Origin of the sequence: Phycicoccus sp. M110.8 (assembly GCF_032464895.1) — a bacterium.
Taxonomy (GTDB): Bacteria; Actinomycetota; Actinomycetes; order Actinomycetales; family Dermatophilaceae; genus Pedococcus.
Map to the genome: position 1 here is coordinate 632,064 of NZ_JAWDIC010000001.1, position 15,812 is coordinate 647,875.

At 72.8% G+C, this 15,812-nt stretch carries 14 protein-coding genes and 1 pseudogene; 6 read left to right on the top strand and 9 right to left on the bottom strand.

What is annotated here, in order from left to right:
• Positions 1–180 precede the first annotated feature (180 nt).
• On the top strand, positions 181–405 hold the full coding sequence (locus RKE38_RS03020) for a helix-turn-helix domain-containing protein (RefSeq protein ID WP_310149325.1): 225 nt from the start codon (positions 181–183) through the stop codon (positions 403–405).
• A 192-nt stretch (positions 406–597) separates the two neighbouring features.
• On the opposite strand, the gene RKE38_RS03025 is transcribed toward RKE38_RS03020, so the two are convergent.
• Entirely contained in the window at positions 598–1,140 is a 543-nt protein-coding gene (locus RKE38_RS03025; RefSeq protein ID WP_316005973.1) for a hypothetical protein, read from the bottom strand.
• 124 nt (positions 1,141–1,264) lie between these two features.
• Here RKE38_RS03025 and RKE38_RS03030 point away from each other — a divergent pair, with 124 nt between their 5' ends.
• Together RKE38_RS03030 and RKE38_RS03035 are read left to right on the top strand one after the other, a co-directional pair.
• Complete coding sequence (locus RKE38_RS03030; RefSeq protein WP_316005974.1) at positions 1,265–2,074, top strand: hypothetical protein; 810 nt, start codon at positions 1,265–1,267, stop codon at positions 2,072–2,074.
• Complete coding sequence (locus RKE38_RS03035; RefSeq protein WP_316005975.1) at positions 2,071–2,754, top strand: Rv3235 family protein; 684 nt, start codon at positions 2,071–2,073, stop codon at positions 2,752–2,754. Before RKE38_RS03030 ends, RKE38_RS03035 begins: the two co-directional genes overlap by 4 nt.
• 178 nt (positions 2,755–2,932) lie before the next feature.
• On the opposite strand, the gene RKE38_RS19560 is transcribed toward RKE38_RS03035, so the two are convergent.
• The 4 genes and pseudogenes from RKE38_RS19560 to RKE38_RS03050 all read right to left on the bottom strand — a co-directional run bounded on the left by RKE38_RS19560 (position 2,933) and on the right by RKE38_RS03050 (position 7,714).
• Positions 2,933–3,283 carry an SEC-C metal-binding domain-containing protein gene (locus RKE38_RS19560; protein WP_410055447.1) on the bottom strand — a complete coding sequence of 117 codons (351 nt, stop codon included), beginning with the start codon at positions 3,281–3,283 and terminating at the stop codon, positions 2,933–2,935.
• 68 nt (positions 3,284–3,351) lie between these two features.
• Positions 3,352–5,845, bottom strand: a pseudogene (secA, locus tag RKE38_RS03040) (preprotein translocase subunit SecA); the annotation flags it as partial.
• Between the two features lie 194 nt (positions 5,846–6,039).
• On the bottom strand, positions 6,040–6,327 hold the full coding sequence (locus RKE38_RS03045) for a GNAT family N-acetyltransferase (RefSeq protein WP_316005977.1): 288 nt from the start codon (positions 6,325–6,327) through the stop codon (positions 6,040–6,042).
• A 37-nt stretch (positions 6,328–6,364) separates the two neighbouring features.
• On the bottom strand, positions 6,365–7,714 hold the full coding sequence (locus tag RKE38_RS03050; RefSeq protein ID WP_316005978.1) for an MFS transporter: 1,350 nt from the start codon (positions 7,712–7,714) through the stop codon (positions 6,365–6,367).
• 210 nt (positions 7,715–7,924) lie between these two features.
• On the opposite strand from RKE38_RS03050, the gene RKE38_RS03055 reads away from it, so the two are divergent.
• Entirely contained in the window at positions 7,925–9,760 is a 1,836-nt protein-coding gene (locus RKE38_RS03055; protein ID WP_316005979.1) for a histidine kinase N-terminal 7TM domain-containing protein, read from the top strand.
• Here the strand turns inward: RKE38_RS03055 and RKE38_RS03060 are convergent.
• The 4 genes from RKE38_RS03060 to RKE38_RS03075 form a co-directional block, all read right to left on the bottom strand.
• Positions 9,710–10,933: a winged helix-turn-helix domain-containing protein gene (locus tag RKE38_RS03060; protein ID WP_316005980.1), complete on the bottom strand. Its 1,224-nt coding sequence runs from the start codon at positions 10,931–10,933 to the stop codon at positions 9,710–9,712. The two genes, RKE38_RS03055 and RKE38_RS03060, sit on opposite strands and share 51 nt — an antisense overlap.
• Positions 10,930–11,628 carry a response regulator transcription factor gene (locus RKE38_RS03065; protein WP_310149348.1) on the bottom strand — a complete coding sequence of 233 codons (699 nt, stop codon included), beginning with the start codon at positions 11,626–11,628 and terminating at the stop codon, positions 10,930–10,932. Before RKE38_RS03065 ends, RKE38_RS03060 begins: the two co-directional genes overlap by 4 nt.
• 83 nt (positions 11,629–11,711) lie before the next feature.
• A complete protein-coding gene (gene hpf / locus RKE38_RS03070; RefSeq protein WP_316005981.1) occupies positions 11,712–12,359 on the bottom strand; it encodes a ribosome hibernation-promoting factor, HPF/YfiA family in 648 nt (215 codons plus the stop codon).
• 233 nt (positions 12,360–12,592) lie between these two features.
• Complete coding sequence (locus tag RKE38_RS03075; RefSeq protein WP_316005982.1) at positions 12,593–13,360, bottom strand: ComF family protein; 768 nt, start codon at positions 13,358–13,360, stop codon at positions 12,593–12,595.
• Positions 13,361–13,484: 124 nt separating this feature from the next.
• Between RKE38_RS03075 and RKE38_RS03080 the strand changes: the two genes are divergently transcribed.
• Both RKE38_RS03080 and RKE38_RS03085 read left to right on the top strand, forming a co-directional pair.
• Positions 13,485–15,098 carry a histidine kinase gene (locus tag RKE38_RS03080; protein WP_316005983.1) on the top strand — a complete coding sequence of 538 codons (1,614 nt, stop codon included), beginning with the start codon at positions 13,485–13,487 and terminating at the stop codon, positions 15,096–15,098.
• Positions 15,095–15,745, top strand: a complete 651-nt coding sequence (locus RKE38_RS03085) for a response regulator transcription factor (RefSeq protein WP_310149359.1) — start codon at positions 15,095–15,097, stop codon at positions 15,743–15,745. Before RKE38_RS03080 ends, RKE38_RS03085 begins: the two co-directional genes overlap by 4 nt.
• The last annotated feature ends 67 nt before the right edge of the window (positions 15,746–15,812 follow it).

The following is a 15,812-nucleotide window of genomic DNA, read 5'->3' on the forward strand; positions in this document are numbered from 1 at the left end:
GCGTTCCGCCCGGCTAATCCACAGCAGGGGGATCATCCACAGGGCCGGGCTGTCAACTCCCCCGAACGGCCGAGGATGCGAGAATTCCCGAATCGACCAGACGCCATCGCACGATCATGGTAAAAAGTTGGTCAAGAGAAGGTTAGTTCCCAGTCAAGTGGGGCGAGAGAGGGGTTGGCCGTGGCCAAGCGCTTCATCCAGTTGTCCGAGGTCTCCGAGGTTTTGGACATCTCCTCGGCCCAGGCGTACGCCCTGGTCCGCTCCGGCGAGCTGCCCGCGATCAAGGTCGGGGGTCGGGGGCAGTGGCGCGTCGAGGTCGCCGAGCTCGAGAGCTACATCCAGCGGATGTACAACGAGACCAAGAGCTTCGTCGCGGCCCACCCGTTCGGGCAGGGCCAGGACTGACCTCCTGACGTCCCACCCCGCCGGGCGGGTCGGCTTCCGACCCTCCGGCGTGGGGACGGTGACCGGCCCCCTGCACCTCGCCCGGGGCCGCGAGCACCGCCCCGAGCCGACGCCCGGCGAGGTCTCTCGCCGACTGCGAGCGACGGCCCGCCGAGGGGCCTCGAGCGGGCCGCACGGCTTCGCCGACTCCGGTCACACCGGCCGCACGAGGACGATCGACGCGAACGGCACGACCCGGTGGCCGGTCAGGTTCTCCGGACGTCGGGGCAGGTCAGCGGCATGCTCGGCCAGCTCAAGGTGGTCCGAGCCCACCGCGTCGATGGTGCCGGTGCAGGTGGCACCCGTGGCGTCGGTCAGCCGCACGACGGCACGGTCGCGGCTCACCGCGCGCAGCGCGTAGCCGAGCCCGAACCTGCGACCCACGGACCCCTCCACGGCCCTGGCGGCCAGGCCCGTCACGGACGCGACGGCCGAGATCGGCACCAGGCAGGGCGCGCGCCCGGCCTCGCCCAGCAGGCACCAGCCGTCCCCCACGTCGGCGACCCGTCCGCTCAGCCGCGACCCGTCGCGCAGCGTCACCGAGACGGGGCCGGCCCCCGCCGCGGCGAGGCGGTCGCCCAGCGACACCGTGGCCCGCTCACGGCGCGTCCGGTCCGCGACCTCGGCGTCCAGCTCGCGACGCTGCTCCGCCTCCCACTGCGACTCCAGGTCCGCGAACAAGTCCTCCCAGCGCATCCCATCCCCCTCCTCGATCGGCGTGGCGAGCGTACGGCACCCGCAACCCCTTGCCTGCGTGAATGCATGCAGATACCTTCTAACGAAGGTAAACACATGCAAACTGCTTCATCAGGGGGATGACATGGCAGGCCGAACCACACGACGGGGACGGATCGCGGCACTCGCCACCGGGGCGCTCGTCGCAGGGTCGGCGCTGGAGACGGCGCTCGTCGCCTCGGCCGAACGGCAGTGGGAGGCCGTCCTGGCCGCCGGACCAGCGAGGCCCGACGAGGTGGTGGGGGCCGTCCTGGCCACCGCGGCCGTCCTCCTCGGGGCCTGGCTGGCGGTCACCACCCTGACGTCCCTGCTCGCTCACCTGCCCGGCCGGGTGGGACGGCTCCTGGACGCCTGGTCGAGGTCGTGGTCCCCCGCGGCCGTGCGGCGGGTGGCGGCGGTGCTCGTCGGCGCGAGCGTCAGCGGCGTCCTGGCGCCGGGCTCCGCCGTCGGTGCGGCCCCACCGTCCCCCTCCCCGGGCTTCACGGTGACCGCTCCCGCGACTCGTCCCACGGCAGCCCCGGACCAGGGCGGTGCCGCCGACCGGGCGGCCCTGCCCGGGTTCACCGTGACGGGAACCCGGTCGGCCCGACCCGAGTCACCGGCCGCGGCACCCGGCTGGGTGCCGCAACGGCCCGTCGTGCGGCCCCAAGCCGCCCCCGGCCTCGTGGCCGGCACCCCGCGCCGGACCTCCGGCGCCGAGGTGGTGGTGCTGCGCGGCGACAGCCTCTGGTCGATCGTGGCGCACCGCCTCGGTCCGGAGGCGACCGATGCCGAGGTGGCCGGGGAGTGGCCGCGGTGGTACGCCGCGAACCGCTCGGTCATCGGCGACGACCCCGGCGTCCTGCTGCCCGGACAGGTGCTCCACGCGCCGCGCGCCGAGGCGGTGGCGCGGTGAGCTCCGTGACCGGGAGCTCGGTGACCGGGAGCCCGGTGACCGGGAGCCCGGTGTCAGGGCCGGGCAGCTCGGCCGGCTCGGCCGCCCCGGCCTCCCGTGTCCCGCAGGGCGCCACGGGAGGGGCTGCGCCGTCCGGCGAGCCCGGGCGCCCGCGGCTGCGCCCGCTGCGGATCATGCCCGCCCCTCGGCACCGGCCGCCGGTGATCGCCGACACCGAGTGGTGGCCCGAGACCGACGGCGACGATCCCCGCTACGTCCAGGGCGCCCTCGCGGTCGACTTCGACAGCCTCACCGACGAGCAGCTGTTCGGTGCGCGGCCCACGCGGCGTGACGACCTCCCCGATCCGCGTGAGTGGGCCGGCCACATCGCCCAGGCACTCGTCGAGGTGATGGCCGGTTCGCGGCCGGCGCCGCAGCTCCTGCGCTGGACCGTGCCCGAGGTGTATGCCGTGGTCGCGCGTCGCGCGGCCGTCTCCGCCCGGCGGGCGGCAGGCGAGGGGCGTCGCGGGGCACCAGCCCCCGGCAGGGCCGTGGTCCGGAGCGTCCGGCTCTGCGAGCCCGCCGACGGGGTCGCCGAGGCCAGCGCGGTGGTCGTCGACGGTGGTCGCGTCCGCGCGCTGGCGTTCCGGCTCGTCGGGTTGGACGGGCGGTGGCGGGTCGAGGCCCTCCAGGTGGGCTGACCGGCATACCGCTGCCCACCCGGGAGTGTCGGGCGCCGGCCGGCACAACGGCGTCGGCCCGCTGCGTCCCGGCACGCCGAGGCGCACCTCGGGTCAAACGCGGACGGCGCCACCCCGTGGGGGCGGCGCCGTCCGGGCTGCCGTGCCGCTGCAGCCGAGCTGCGTCGGTATTGGCCGACTAGAGGTTCTTGCCGTGGCACATCTTGAACTTCTTGCCCGAGCCGCACGGGCACGGCCCGTTGCGCGACGCGCCCCGGAGCTGCTCATCGGTCAGGGTGTCCTGCGCCGTCCCGACCGCGCGGTGCTCGACCTCACCGGTCTCGGTCGGCGCGGAGTACTGCAACTGCTGCGGGCGTCGCTCGGGCTGCTCCAGGCCCTTGGCCCGGAACGACGGCTGCGGCTCGGCCTCCTCCGCGGCTGCGGCTCCCGCCGGCTGCGCCGGCGCCAGCGCCTCGACCGGCTGGCCCTCGGCACCCTGCGCCTCGGCCTCGGCCCGCTCCGCGCTCGACAGCCCTGAGCCCGCGAGCATGTCGGAGACGCTGACCGGCTGGACCGCCGGCGTCTCCTCGTGGGTGTGGTCGACGTCCACCTGGATGTTGAACAGGTAGCCGACCGACTCCTCCTTGATGGAGTCGTTCATGGCCTCGAAGAGCTGGAAGCCCTCGCGCTGGTACTCCACGAGCGGGTCGCGCTGGGCCATGGCGCGCAGGCCGATGCCCTCCTGCAGGTAGTCCATCTCGTAGAGGTGCTCGCGCCACTTGCGGTCCAGGACCGACAGCACGACACGGCGCTCGACCTCGCGCATGACCTCCTCGCCGAGCTCGGCCTCGCGGGCGTCGTAGGCGTGGTGGGCGTCGGAGGTGATCTGCTCGCGCAGCAGGTCGGCGGTGATGCCGGACCGGCCGCCGGCCAGCTCGGCCACGTCGTCGGGCGTGATCGAGACCGGGTAGAGCGTCTTGAGGGCCGACCACAGGCGGTCGTAGTCCCAGTCGTCGGCGAAGCCCTCGGCGGTCTCGGCCGCGACGTAGCTGTCGATGACGTCGTTGACGAAGTGGCGGATCTGCTCGTGCAGGTCCTCGCCCTCGAGCACCCGGCGGCGCTCGTCGTAGATGACCGTGCGCTGCCGGTTGAGGACGTCGTCGTACTTGAGGACGTTCTTGCGGATCTCGAAGTTGCGGCCCTCGACCTGGCCCTGCGCGCTCTGGATCGAGCGGCTCACCATCTTGGACTCGATCGGCACGTCGTCGTCCATCTTGGCCGTCGTCATGAACCGGTCGACCATCGCGGCGTTGAACAGGCGCATGAGGTCGTCCTGCAGCGACAGGTAGAACCGCGACTCACCCGGGTCACCCTGGCGACCGGAGCGGCCACGCAGCTGGTTGTCGATGCGGCGCGACTCGTGCCGCTCGGTGCCCAGGACGTACAGGCCGCCGAGCTCGGTGACCTCGTCGTGCTCGGCCTTGACGGCCTCCTCGGCCTCGGCGAGCGCCTGGTCCCAGGCCGCCTCGTACTCCTCCGGGGTCTCCTCGGGGTCGAGGCCGCGCTGCTTGAGGGCGGCGACCGCCATGAACTCGGGGTTGCCGCCGAGCATGATGTCGGTGCCTCGACCGGCCATGTTGGTGGCCACGGTGACGGCGCCCTTGCGACCTGCCTGGGCGACGATCGCGGCCTCACGCTCGTGCTGCTTGGCGTTGAGGACCTCGTGCGGGACACCGCGGCGGCGCAGCTGGTCGGAGAGGTACTCGCTCTTCTCGACCGAGGTGGTGCCGACGAGGACGGGCTGGCCCTTCTTGTGCCGGTCGACGAGGTCGTCGACCACCGCGGAGAACTTCGCCTCCTCGGTGCGGTAGACGAGGTCCGGCTGATCCATGCGGATCATCGGCCGGTTGGTCGGGATCGGCACGACGCCCAGCTTGTAGATCGAGTACAGCTCGGCCGCCTCGGTCTGGGCGGTGCCCGTCATGCCCGAGAGCTTGTCGTACATGCGGAAGTAGTTCTGCAGGGTGATCGTGGCGAGCGTCTGGTTCTCGTTCTGGATCTCGACGCCCTCCTTCGCCTCGATCGCCTGGTGCATGCCCTCGTTGTAGCGCCGGCCGGCGAGGATGCGGCCCGTGTGCTCGTCGACGATGAGGATCTCGCCGTTGAGGTTGACGTAGTCCTTGTCCCGCTTGAACAGCTCCTTGGCCTTGATGGCGTTGTTGAGGTAGCCGATGAGCGGGGTGTTGACGGACTCGTAGAGGTTGTCGATGCCGAGGTAGTCCTCGACCTTGGCGATGCCCGCCTCGAGCACGCCGACGGTCTTCTTCTTCTCGTCGACCTCGTAGTCGCCCTGACCGGACTCGAGCTCGCCGCGGGTCAGCCGCTGGGCGATGCGCGCGAACTCGGTGTACCACTTGGTCGCCGCGTCGGCGGGTCCGCTGATGATGAGCGGCGTGCGTGCCTCGTCGATGAGGATCGAGTCGACCTCGTCGACGATCGCGAAGTTGTGGCCGCGCTGGACCAGCTCGTCCATCGACCACGCCATGTTGTCGCGCAGGTAGTCGAAGCCGAACTCGTTGTTGGTGCCGTAGGTGATGTCCTTGGCGTACTCGGCGCGCCGCTGCTCCGGCGTCATCGACGACAGGATCACCCCGGTCTCGAGGCCGAGTGCGCGGTGGACGCGGCCCATCAGCTCGGACTGGTACTCGGCCAGGTAGTCGTTGACGGTGATGACGTGCACGCCCTTGCCCTCGAGGGCGTTGAGGTAGGACGGCAGGGTCGCCACGAGGGTCTTGCCCTCACCCGTCTTCATCTCGGCGACGTTGCCCAGGTGCAGGGCGGCGCCACCCATGAGCTGCACGTCGAAGTGCCGCTTGCCGATGGTGCGCTTGGCCGCCTCGCGGACCGCCGCGAACGCCTCGGGAAGGATGTCGTCGAGCGTCTCGCCGTCGAGGAGGCGCTTGCGGAAGACGTCGGTCTCGGCGCGCAGCTCGGCGTCGCTGAGCTTCTCGAAGTCCTCCTCGATCGCGTTCACCTGGGCGGCGATGCCCTGGAGCTTCTTGAGGACGCGTCCCTCACCGGCACGCAGCAGCTTTTCGACGATCTTGGACACGCAGTCTCTCCTGGGAAGTGTGCGGCCTCCGACGACCCTTGCGCCGGCGGCCCGCACTAGGTTAGTCGACCCGTCCCGACCCGCGGACGCACGGCGTGGGGGAACTCTCCCCCTCGAGGGCCAACGCCGGGTGCCGCCTCGCGGTTCCGGCGTCGCCGGGTCCCGCGCTGCCGTTCCGGCGTCACGGTGTGGGGCTACGGCGCCACGAGGTCCTGGTACTCGGGGTGGCGCTCGATCCAGGCCGCGATGAAGGGGCACATCGCCACCACGTCGTGCTCCCCCGCTGCGCGCACCTGGTCCAGGGCACCGCGCGCCAGCTCGCTGCCGACGCCCTGGCCCTCGTACGCGTCGTCCACCTCGGTGTGGGTGAACACGATGTGCCCACCGGAGAAGCGGTATGCCGCGAAGCCGGCGAGCGCGCCGTCGACGTACGCCTCGAAGCGGCCGAGGTCGGGGTTGTCCTTCACGGTGGTGTCGCTCATGGGCCCACCCCACCACGTCGGACCGGCCGAGCGCACCTCAGGCGACGGCCGCGACCTCGGCCTCCTCGAGCGGCGCGGTGTCGCGCTCCTCGCCGGGCGACCGGGAGATCGCGAGGCAGGCCAGCGCTGCGAACAGGCACAGCCCGCCGGCGGTGAGCCACGCGGTGTAGTAGTCGCCGGTGGCCTGGCGCACCCACCCGGCATACGACGCGGCGACGCCGGCGCCGACCATGTGGGCGGCGAACACCCACCCGAACACCACGCTCGACCGGGCCACGCCGAAGTGGCGCCGGCACAGCGCGATCGTCGGCGGGACGGTGGCGACCCAGTCCAGGCCGTAGAAGACGATGAAGACGAACAGGCTGGGGTGGATGTCCGGACCGAGCAGGGCGGGGACGAACAGCAGGGACAGCCCGCGGAACCCGTAGTACCCGCAGAGCAGCAGCCGCGGGTCGACCTTGTCGGTGAGCCACCCGGAGGCGATGGTGCCGACCAGGTCGAAGACGCCGACGAGGGCCAGCAGCCCGGCCGCCGTGGTCTCGGGCATGCCGTGGTCGTGCGCGGCGGGGATGAAGTGGGTGCCGATGAGCCCGTTGGTGGACCAGCCGCAGATCCAGAAGGTCGCGAACAGGATCCAGAACGTCCGGGACCGCGTGCTCGACCGGAGGACGGCCAGCGCGGTCCGGGCCGGCCCCGGACGGCCGGGGGTGTGGCGTGGTGGCGAGGGCTCGGTCACCGCCCCCGGCGCGGAGCCGTACGGCGCCAGCCCGAGGTCGGCCGGGTGGTCGCGGACCGCCAGCAGGACCAGGGGCACCAGCAGCAGCGAGGCGCCGGCGACGACGAGGGCAGCCCAGCGCCAGCCGGGACCGGTCGCGAGCGCCGCGATCCCGGGGAGGAAGACGAGCTGCCCGGCCGCCCCCGCGGCCGAGAACACCCCCGTCACGAGGCCGCGGCGGGACTCGACGAACCAGCGGTTGGCGACCACGGAGCCCAGCACCAGCGCCATGGCGCCGGTGCCGACACCGATCGCGAGCCCCCAGAGCAGCCAGAGCTGCCATGGCGCGGTCATCAGCGTCGTCAGCCCCGAGCCTGCGGCCACGAGCGCGAGCGCCGAGACGACGACGGTGCGGATGCCGAAGCGCTCCATGAGGGCGGCGGCGAAGGGCGCGGTCAGGCCGTAGACGACCAGGTTGGCGGTGACCGCTCCGGACGTGGTGGCGCGCGACCACCCGAACTCGGTCTCGAGCGGGACGAGGAGGGCCCCGGTCGAGGAGCGGAAGCCCGCAGCGGCCACGAGGGCCCCCAGCACGACGAGGGCGACCCACCAGGCGCGGCGCCCCGCCGCGCGGGAGGGTCGGGGAGCCGGCGGCGCGGCAGGAAAAGTCACTTGCGCAGGTTATCTGCCACGGCGACCGCCGGGCCAGCAGGATCCGGACAACGGTCGCCCGGTTCCCGCCAGCCCCTCAGCGCGTCCCTGCAGGTCAGTGGGTCTCGTTCTGGTCACTTCGCCTCCGGGCGCGCCCTCCCCCGGTTACGGTCTGGGCAGGGCTCTGCGGGCATGGGACGCGGGGACAGGAGCCCGGGCAGGGGGTCGAGCGTGCTGGAGCTGCTCGCGACGTCGATGGCGGTGGCCGGTGCGCTGCTCGCCGCCCTCGCGCTGTACGCGGCCTGGCGCCGGGACACCCCCACGGGCTGGAGCCTGGCGGCCGTCCTCGGCTCCGTCGCCTGGTGGGGCATCGCGTACGCCGTGGAGCTCGGCTCCGACGGGGTCGCGGCCAAGTCCCTGTGGGGAGACCTCAAGTACATCGGGGTCAGCACGCTCGGGCCGTCGTTCCTGTGCTTCGTCCTGCAGTACACCGGCCGCGGCCACCGGGTCACGCGCAGGCTGCTGCTGCTCCTGGCCGTCGAACCCGTGGTGGTCATGACCGCCCTGGCCGTCCCGGCGACCCACGACCTGGTCCACCACTACCCACCCCGCGTCGCCCCCGACCAGCTGGTCGTCGTGGAGACCGGTCCGCTCTTCTGGGTGCACCTCGTCTACGTCAACGGCCTGCTCGTCGTGGCCACGGTGCTGTTCATGACGAGCATGGTGCGCCTGGCGCACAGCTACCGGCGGCTGGCCGTCCTCCTCATGGCCTCCGGTCTCCTGCCGTGGGTGGCCAACGTCCTGCACAACGGCGACGTCGGCCCGTTCGCGCGCATCGACCTCACGCCCTTCGCGTTCAGCGTGACCGGCGGGGTGCTGGTTTGGGGCCTGTTCCGCGAGCGCCTCCCCGACCTGGCGCCGCTCGCCCGCAGCGCCGTCGTGGAGAGCATGACCGACGCCGTGTTCGTCCTGGACGTGTTCGGACGGGTCGCGGACGTCAACCCCTCGGGCGCCCGGGCCCTGTCCGCGACGCGGGGTTCGCTCGTCGGCCGGCGCCTGGCCGACGTATTGCCGCAGGAGGTCGGCTTCGCGGTCGCACAGTCGGGCGCCCCCACGTCCGACGCCGGCATACCCGAGGTGCACGTCGACGGGCCGTCCGGCCGGCGGTCCTTCGACGTGCTGCGCCAGCAGCTGGCCGACCGGACCGGGCGGCCCGCGGGCGAGCTGGTCGTGCTGCGCGACGTGACCGAGCGCGTCCGCGCCAGGACCGAGCTGCAGCACGTGCTGGCCGAGCAGCAGCGCGTCGCCGCCGCCCTGCAGGCCAGCATGGTCCCGGGGCGCCTGCCCGAGGTGCCCGGCTGCGAGCTCGCCAGCGCCTACCACCCGGCCGGCGACGGCAGCGAGGTCGGCGGCGACTTCCTCGACGTCTTCGCGCTCGGCCCCGGCACCTGGGGCTTCGTCCTGGGCGACGTGAGCGGCAAGGGAGCGCAGGCCGCGGCGGTGAGCGCGGCAGCCCGGTACACGATCCGGGCGCTCGCCGACCCCCGCCACGCGCCGAGCCGCACGCTGCGCGCGGTCAACACCCGGCTCGTGGGCGCCACCGACCCCGAGATGTTCTGCACCGCGGTCTACGGGCAGGTCGAGCCGCTCGACGAGGGGGTCCGGCTCACCTTCTGCCTCGCGGGGCACCCGCTGCCCGTCGTCGTCGGGGGCGGCGCCGCCGGTGAGCTCGGCGTCCCGGGGACGGTGCTGGGGCTGCTCGACGACCCCGACCTGCACGACACGACGGTCGTCCTGGCACCCGGGGACCTGCTGTGCGCCTTCACCGACGGGCTGGTCGAGTCGCGACGTGGCCCGGCGATGTTCGAGGCCGACCGGGTCGAGACCGTCCTGTCGCGCCACGCGGACGAGCCGACGCAGTCGGTGGTCGACCACCTCGTCCAGGCCGTGCGCGGATTCCACGGCGGCCAGCTCGAGGACGACCTGGCCGTCCTGCTCCTGCGCGCCTCGAGCGGCTCAGCGGGCGACGGCACCCACGAGCTCGCCGGTCACGCCCGACAGGCCTAGCCAGCCGGCGAGGGACGCGAGCTCCTCGTCGAGGGCGGCGCGCGCCTCGTCCGGCGCGCCGGGCTCCCAGTGGACGGCGTGGACCCGGAGCACGCCCGCGGCCCGGTCGGCCTTGAGGTCGCACCGGGCGACGAGGTGCTCGCCGAAGAGGAACGGCAGCACGTAGTACCCGTGCACCCGCTGCGCGGCCGGCACGTAGATCTCGAGGCGGTAGTCGAACCCGAAGAGCGCGGCCGTGCGGTCGCGCTGCCAGATGAGGGAGTCGAACGGGCTGAGCAGGGCGCGCGCCTGCACCCTGCGGGGTCGGCGGGCCTCCACGTGCAGGTATGCCGGGCGGCGCCACCCCTCGATCGTGGCCGGCACCAGGACGCCCTCGGCGACGAGTGAGTCGATGGCCGGGCGGGCCTGCGCGGGCTTGAGCCTGAAGTAGTCGCGCAGGCACTGCTCGGTGCCGACGCCGTGCGCCCGCGCCGACAGCTCGACGAGGGCGCGGAAGGCCGTGGTGTCGTCCGGGCGGTCCTCGGGTCGGGCCGCGACCGCCAGCACCTCCCTCGGCAGCACCCGCTCGAGCGAGGCGTACCGGCGCTCGAACTGCTGCGTGCGCCCGGCCGAGGTGATCCGGCCCGACCAGAAGAGGTGCTCGAGGGCGTTCTTGACCAGGGACCAGTTCCACCCCCACTGGTCCCGCTCGCGCGGCAGGTCGTGCTCGAGCGCTGCCTCGAGCTGGCGGGACGTCACCGGGCCGCGCTCGACCACCTCGGCGAACACCGCCTCGACGAGCTCGGGGTGGTCGCGGGCGACCCGCTGCATGCCACCCCAGGAGTCGTCCTGCGCGCGACGCATCCGGAAGTCCAGCAGGGGCCACGTGGTCGGCGGCACCAGGCTCGCCTCGTGGGCCCAGTACTCGACCAGCCGGCGCGGCGCACGGTCACGCGCACGGTCGAGCAGGGCCGTGTCGTAGGGCCCGAGCCGGGAGAAGAACGGGAGGTACTGGCTGCGGCTGACGACGTTGACGCTGTCGATCTGGACGACCTGCACCCGGTCGACGACGCGCTGCAGGTGCCGCATCGTCGCAGCACCGGCCGGTGGGCGGGCGTCGAGGAACCCCTGGGCCGCCAGGGCGATCCGTCGCGCCTGGGACGTCGTGAGGCGGACGGTGGCGGCGCCGGTCACTCGTCGGGTTCGAGCAGGTTCTCCCGCACGGCATACATCGCGGCTTCCATGCGCGAGTGCAGCTGGAGCTTCTCGAGGATGTTGCGGACGTGGTTCTTGACGGTGTTCTCGGAGATGAACAGGTCGTGCGCGATCTCCTTGTTCGCGAGGCCGCGCGCGACCAGGCGGAGCACCTCGAGCTCGCGCTCGGTCAGCCGCGGGGCGCCGACGGCCGACGGCCGCTCCCCCTGGCGGCGGCTCATGAGCGCGAACTCGGCCAGCAGCTTGGAGGCCATCGACGGGGAGATGAGCGAGTCGCCGTTGTGCACCGCGCGGACGCCGTCGGCGATCTCCTCGCCCGGCACGTCCTTGAGCAGGTAGCCGTTGGCCCCGGCCTTGACCGCCTCGTAGAGGTCGGACTCCTCGTCCGACATCGTCAGCATGATGATCTTGGTCGAGGGGACCTGGGACTTGATCTTCTGGCACGCCTCGATGCCGGAGGTGTGCGGCATGCGCACGTCCATGAGGACGACGTCCGGCAGCAGCTCGACGGTGCGGTCCACGGCCTCCTTGCCGTCACCGGCCTCGCCGACGATCTCGATGTCGTCGTCCTGGGAGACGACCATCTGGAGGCCGCGACGGTAGAGGACGTGGTCGTCCGCGATGACGACCCGGATGGGGTCGGCGGCCGGCGCGGCCTGCGGGTCCTCGGTCACTCGCGCATTCTGTCATGACAGGAGGCCGGCTGCGGCAGGACTCCATCTTCGCGCCCTGCCGCGCCGGCCCTCGTCAGTGCAGGTCAGGAGACCTTTCGGGAGGTCTCGGGCTCCGACACGTCGAGGTGGATGACGCCGTAGGACCAGCCGCGGCGGCGGTAGACGACGCTCGGCTGGCCGGTGTCCTCGTCGTGGTAGAGGTAGAAGTCGTGCCCGACGAGCTCCATCTCGCGGACCGCCTGGTCCAGACCCATCGGCGTCGAGGCGTGGATCTTCTCCCGGACCTCGATCGGTGAGTTCCCCTGCGTCCCGAAGCGGTCGTGCTCGGCGTCCTCGGCCGCGGTGCCGGGCTCCTCCACACCCGACGACCCGTTCGCCTCGAACCGGGCGCTCGCCTCGGCGACGGACTCGGGCGTGTGCCGTCCCCGGTGGACCCGCTTGCGGTCCTGCGCCCTTCGCAATCGCTCCATGAGCTTGTCCATGGCAAGGTCGAGCGCGCCGTACTTGTCGTCGAGGCAGGCCTCCGCCCGCACGATCGGGCCCTTCACGTGGCAGGTGATCTCGACCCGCTCGCACGCCTTCGACTGGCGCTTGTTCGGCTCGTGACTCACCACGACGTCGACCCGCTGGGCGCGGGGCGCGAGCTGGGGGATCTTCGCCAGCTTCTCGTCGAGGTGGGCACGGAAACGGTCCGAGACCTGCATGTGACGTCCGGTGACGACAATTTCCACGGTGTCCTCCATGGTTACGGCGGATGGGGGTGTCGGGAGCGGCAGGACCCGGGAAAGTCAGCCGCGGCACCACCTCCCGATCGCGACGACAGGAGTGTCCGCTCCCCTCGCCGGGGCGTCGGCCGGACGCGGTCGGCGACGCCCTGTGTACGCGTCCAGCGCGTGGGCCAGGGGGGCCATGTACCGACGGTAGACGGTCCGGCTGGATTGCGACAGCGCATCTGACCCAACGTTTACCCGGTGCTGGCAGAGCCGTTCCGAATGCCCGGAATCCGGCGCTCGGTGGCACATGCGGCCGCGGCGAGCACCTCGGGCGCGCCCGCCGCCCGCAGGGCGCGGGCGGCCTCGGTGAGCGTCGCTCCCGTGGTCAGCACGTCGTCGACGAGCAGGCAGGGCAGGCGGCCGACATGGTCGCGCCATCGGGCGCGGACGGCGAAGGCGTGCTCGAGGTTGGCGGCACGGTCCGCGGCACCCAGACCCGCCTGGTCGGCCACGCGCCGTCGCACCGTGAGCGCTGTGGACACCAGGACCTCGCCCGGTGGGAAGCCACGGACCGCCCTGCGGGCGAGGTCGACCAGGGGCGAGTCGCCGCGCGCGCGACGCGCCCGGGCGGAGGACGGGACCGGGACGACCAGCACGGGTCCGGCGCCCGCGGCCAGCGAGGCCGCGAGGGCGGGGTGGAACGCGAGCGCGCCCTCGATGCTGGCGCCCAGCAGCTGCGCCAGGACGGGTGCGCAGTCCCTGCGGTCCCGGTCCTTGTGGGCCACCACGAGTCGCGCGACGGTGCCGGCGAAGGCGGTGGCCGCCACGACCGGCGGCAGGCCCGCCGGGCACGGGGTCGGCGTCACCAGTCGCGGCCCCTGCCAGCTCGACGCCTCGAGGTCGGCCGTGCACGGGCCACACAGGCCGTCGTCTGGCCGCCCGCACGCGGCGCAGGACGGCGGCACGGCGAGGTCGACCAGGCTCCTCAGGGCGCCTCCCAGGGCCGTGACGACGGGCATCTCCCCAGAGTCGTGACCTCGGCTGTTGCGGGCGATCGGGCGACGCGGACCTGTGGACGCGACTAGGCTGTGGACCGGCCTGTGGACAGCGGGACGTCGGAGCCGGGTGAGACGGGAGGCACAGATGAAGTGGATGCCCCACCTCGCGGTGTCCACCAGGCTCCGCCTGGCGTTCGCCCTGCTCGCGGGCATGTTCGCCTACATCGACGGGAACCTGCTCGCCGGGCTCCCGTGGATCCTCCTGGTCCTCACCCTCGACCTCACCGCAGCAGGGCTGGCATACCTCACCGTCCTCGACACGGCGGTGCGGCGGGCGCAGGTCTGGGCGCTGCTGTGCGGCTCGGCCGTCGTCGCGGGTCTCGCCATGGGCTACGCGAGCGGGTGGGCCAAGCTGCTCGTCCTCATCCCGGCATACCACGCAGGCACCCGGTTCCGGCACCGCGGCGCGGTCGTCGTCCCGGCCCTCAGCGCGCCCATCGCCCTGCTGACCGCCTGGCAGCTGCACCGCCTGGACCCGGCCGAGGCCGTCAGCATCGGGCTGGCAGTCCTGCTCGCCCTGCTGTTCGGGATGCTCGGCGCCTGGTCGCACGCGCTCGAGCCCGAGGCCCCGCCGGTCGACGCCAACGTCGCCGCCGAGGCAGGGCTGCTGCTGCGCCGGCTGCACGAGCTGGCCGACACCCTCGACACCGGGTTCGACGCGCCGGCCTCCGCCGAGATGGCGCTGCAGGACCTCGCGAGCCAGATGCGGGCCGCCCGCAGCGCGATCCTCGTCGGGTACGGCACGGACCCGGCCGTGCCGCTCGCGATCCGCGGCGCCGACCGCACCCCGTGGCCCGACCCGACGGAGCCCGGCTCCGTCCTCGGGCCGGCCTGGAACAACGGCACCGCCACGCTGACCGAGTGGACCGAGGACCTGGTCGGCCGGTCGCTGCTCGCGGTCCCCCTCAACGACGAGAACGGCCAGCGGATGGGCCTGCTCGTCGCGGACCGCCCCTTGGTCACGCCGTTCACGGCCGACGACCTCGACGCCGCGGTGGTCGTCGCCGAGCGGCACTCCACCAACATCGACCTGTCGGTCCTCTTCGCCGGCCTGCGCGAGCGCGCCGGGCTCGAGGAGCGCGAGCGGCTGGCCCGGGAGATGCACGACGGCATCGCGCAGGAGATGGTCGCGCTGGGCTTCGGGATCGACTCCCTGCGCCGCACCGCGCGCAACCAGGGCTCCGCCCTCGCCGACGACCTCGACGGCCTGCGCGAGGAGGTCTCGCGGGTGCTGGCGGACCTGCGCCTTCACATCGCGGACCTGCGGATCGCGGTCCGGCCCGACACCGGCCTCGGGGCGATGATCGGGGCGCGGCTGCAGAACTTCGGCTCGAGCTCCGGCGTCACGACGCGGATGCACCTGAGCGAGAACGGCTTCCGGCTGCCGGCGCACACCGAGGTGCTCATCTACCGGTTGTTCCTGCAGGTGCTGGCCGACGCGAGGCACTCCCTCAACGCCACCACCGTCGAGGTGCGGCTCAACGTCGCGGCCCCGCGGGTCGAGCTCTGGATGGGCCACAACGGGACCAGCTCCCTCACCGAGCGTGACTTCACCGACAACCCCCTGACCGGGCTGGGCGGCGAGATCGTCGTCGAGCCCTACGCTGGTGACGGCGTCGCCATCCGCATGCGCATGCGGGGCCGCGGCGGCGCTCCGTCGGCAACGCTGTCGAACGAAAGGATCCCCCAACCGTCATGACCATCAACGTCGTGGTGATCGACGACCACACCCTCGTCCGTGAGGCGGTGTGCCGGATGATCGACAGCGAGGACGACCTCAAGGTGGTCGGCCAGGCTGGTGGGATCGCCGAGGGCAAGGCCGTGCTCGCCGCCAACCTCATCCATGTCCTCGTCGTCGACGTGTCGATGCCGGACGGCTCCGGCCTCGTCCTGGCCCGCGCCGCGCGCGAGGCCTCCCCCCGTCTGGGGATCGTCGTCCTGACGATGCACAACGACGACGAGACCCTGCTCGAGGCCCTCGACCTCGGGGCCTCGGCCCTCGTGCTCAAGTCGGCACCCTCCGACGAGGTCATCGCGGCCGTGCGCCGCGCGGCCGTGGCTCCGGACGCCTTCATGGCCACCGGGCTCGCCGAGGCGCTGCGCCGCCGCGACTCCAACGACAAGCCGCGGCTCACCCCCCGCGAGGCCGAGGTGCTCGACCGGCTCGTCGCGGGCGACTCGATCGCTGCAGTGGCCAAGCGGCTCTACATGAGCGAGTCCACGGTGAAGACCCACGTGTCGAAGGTCTACGAGAAGCTCGGCGCTCACAACCGCGCGTCGGCCGTCATGGCGGCGCTGCGTCTCGGCCTGGTGAAGGCGGAGGCGGTCGGCCAGACCAACCGCTGAGCTCCGCCACGCTGAAGGGCGGCACCTTCGCGGCTCCGGACGCGCGAAGCGGGTCCACTAATCGGTG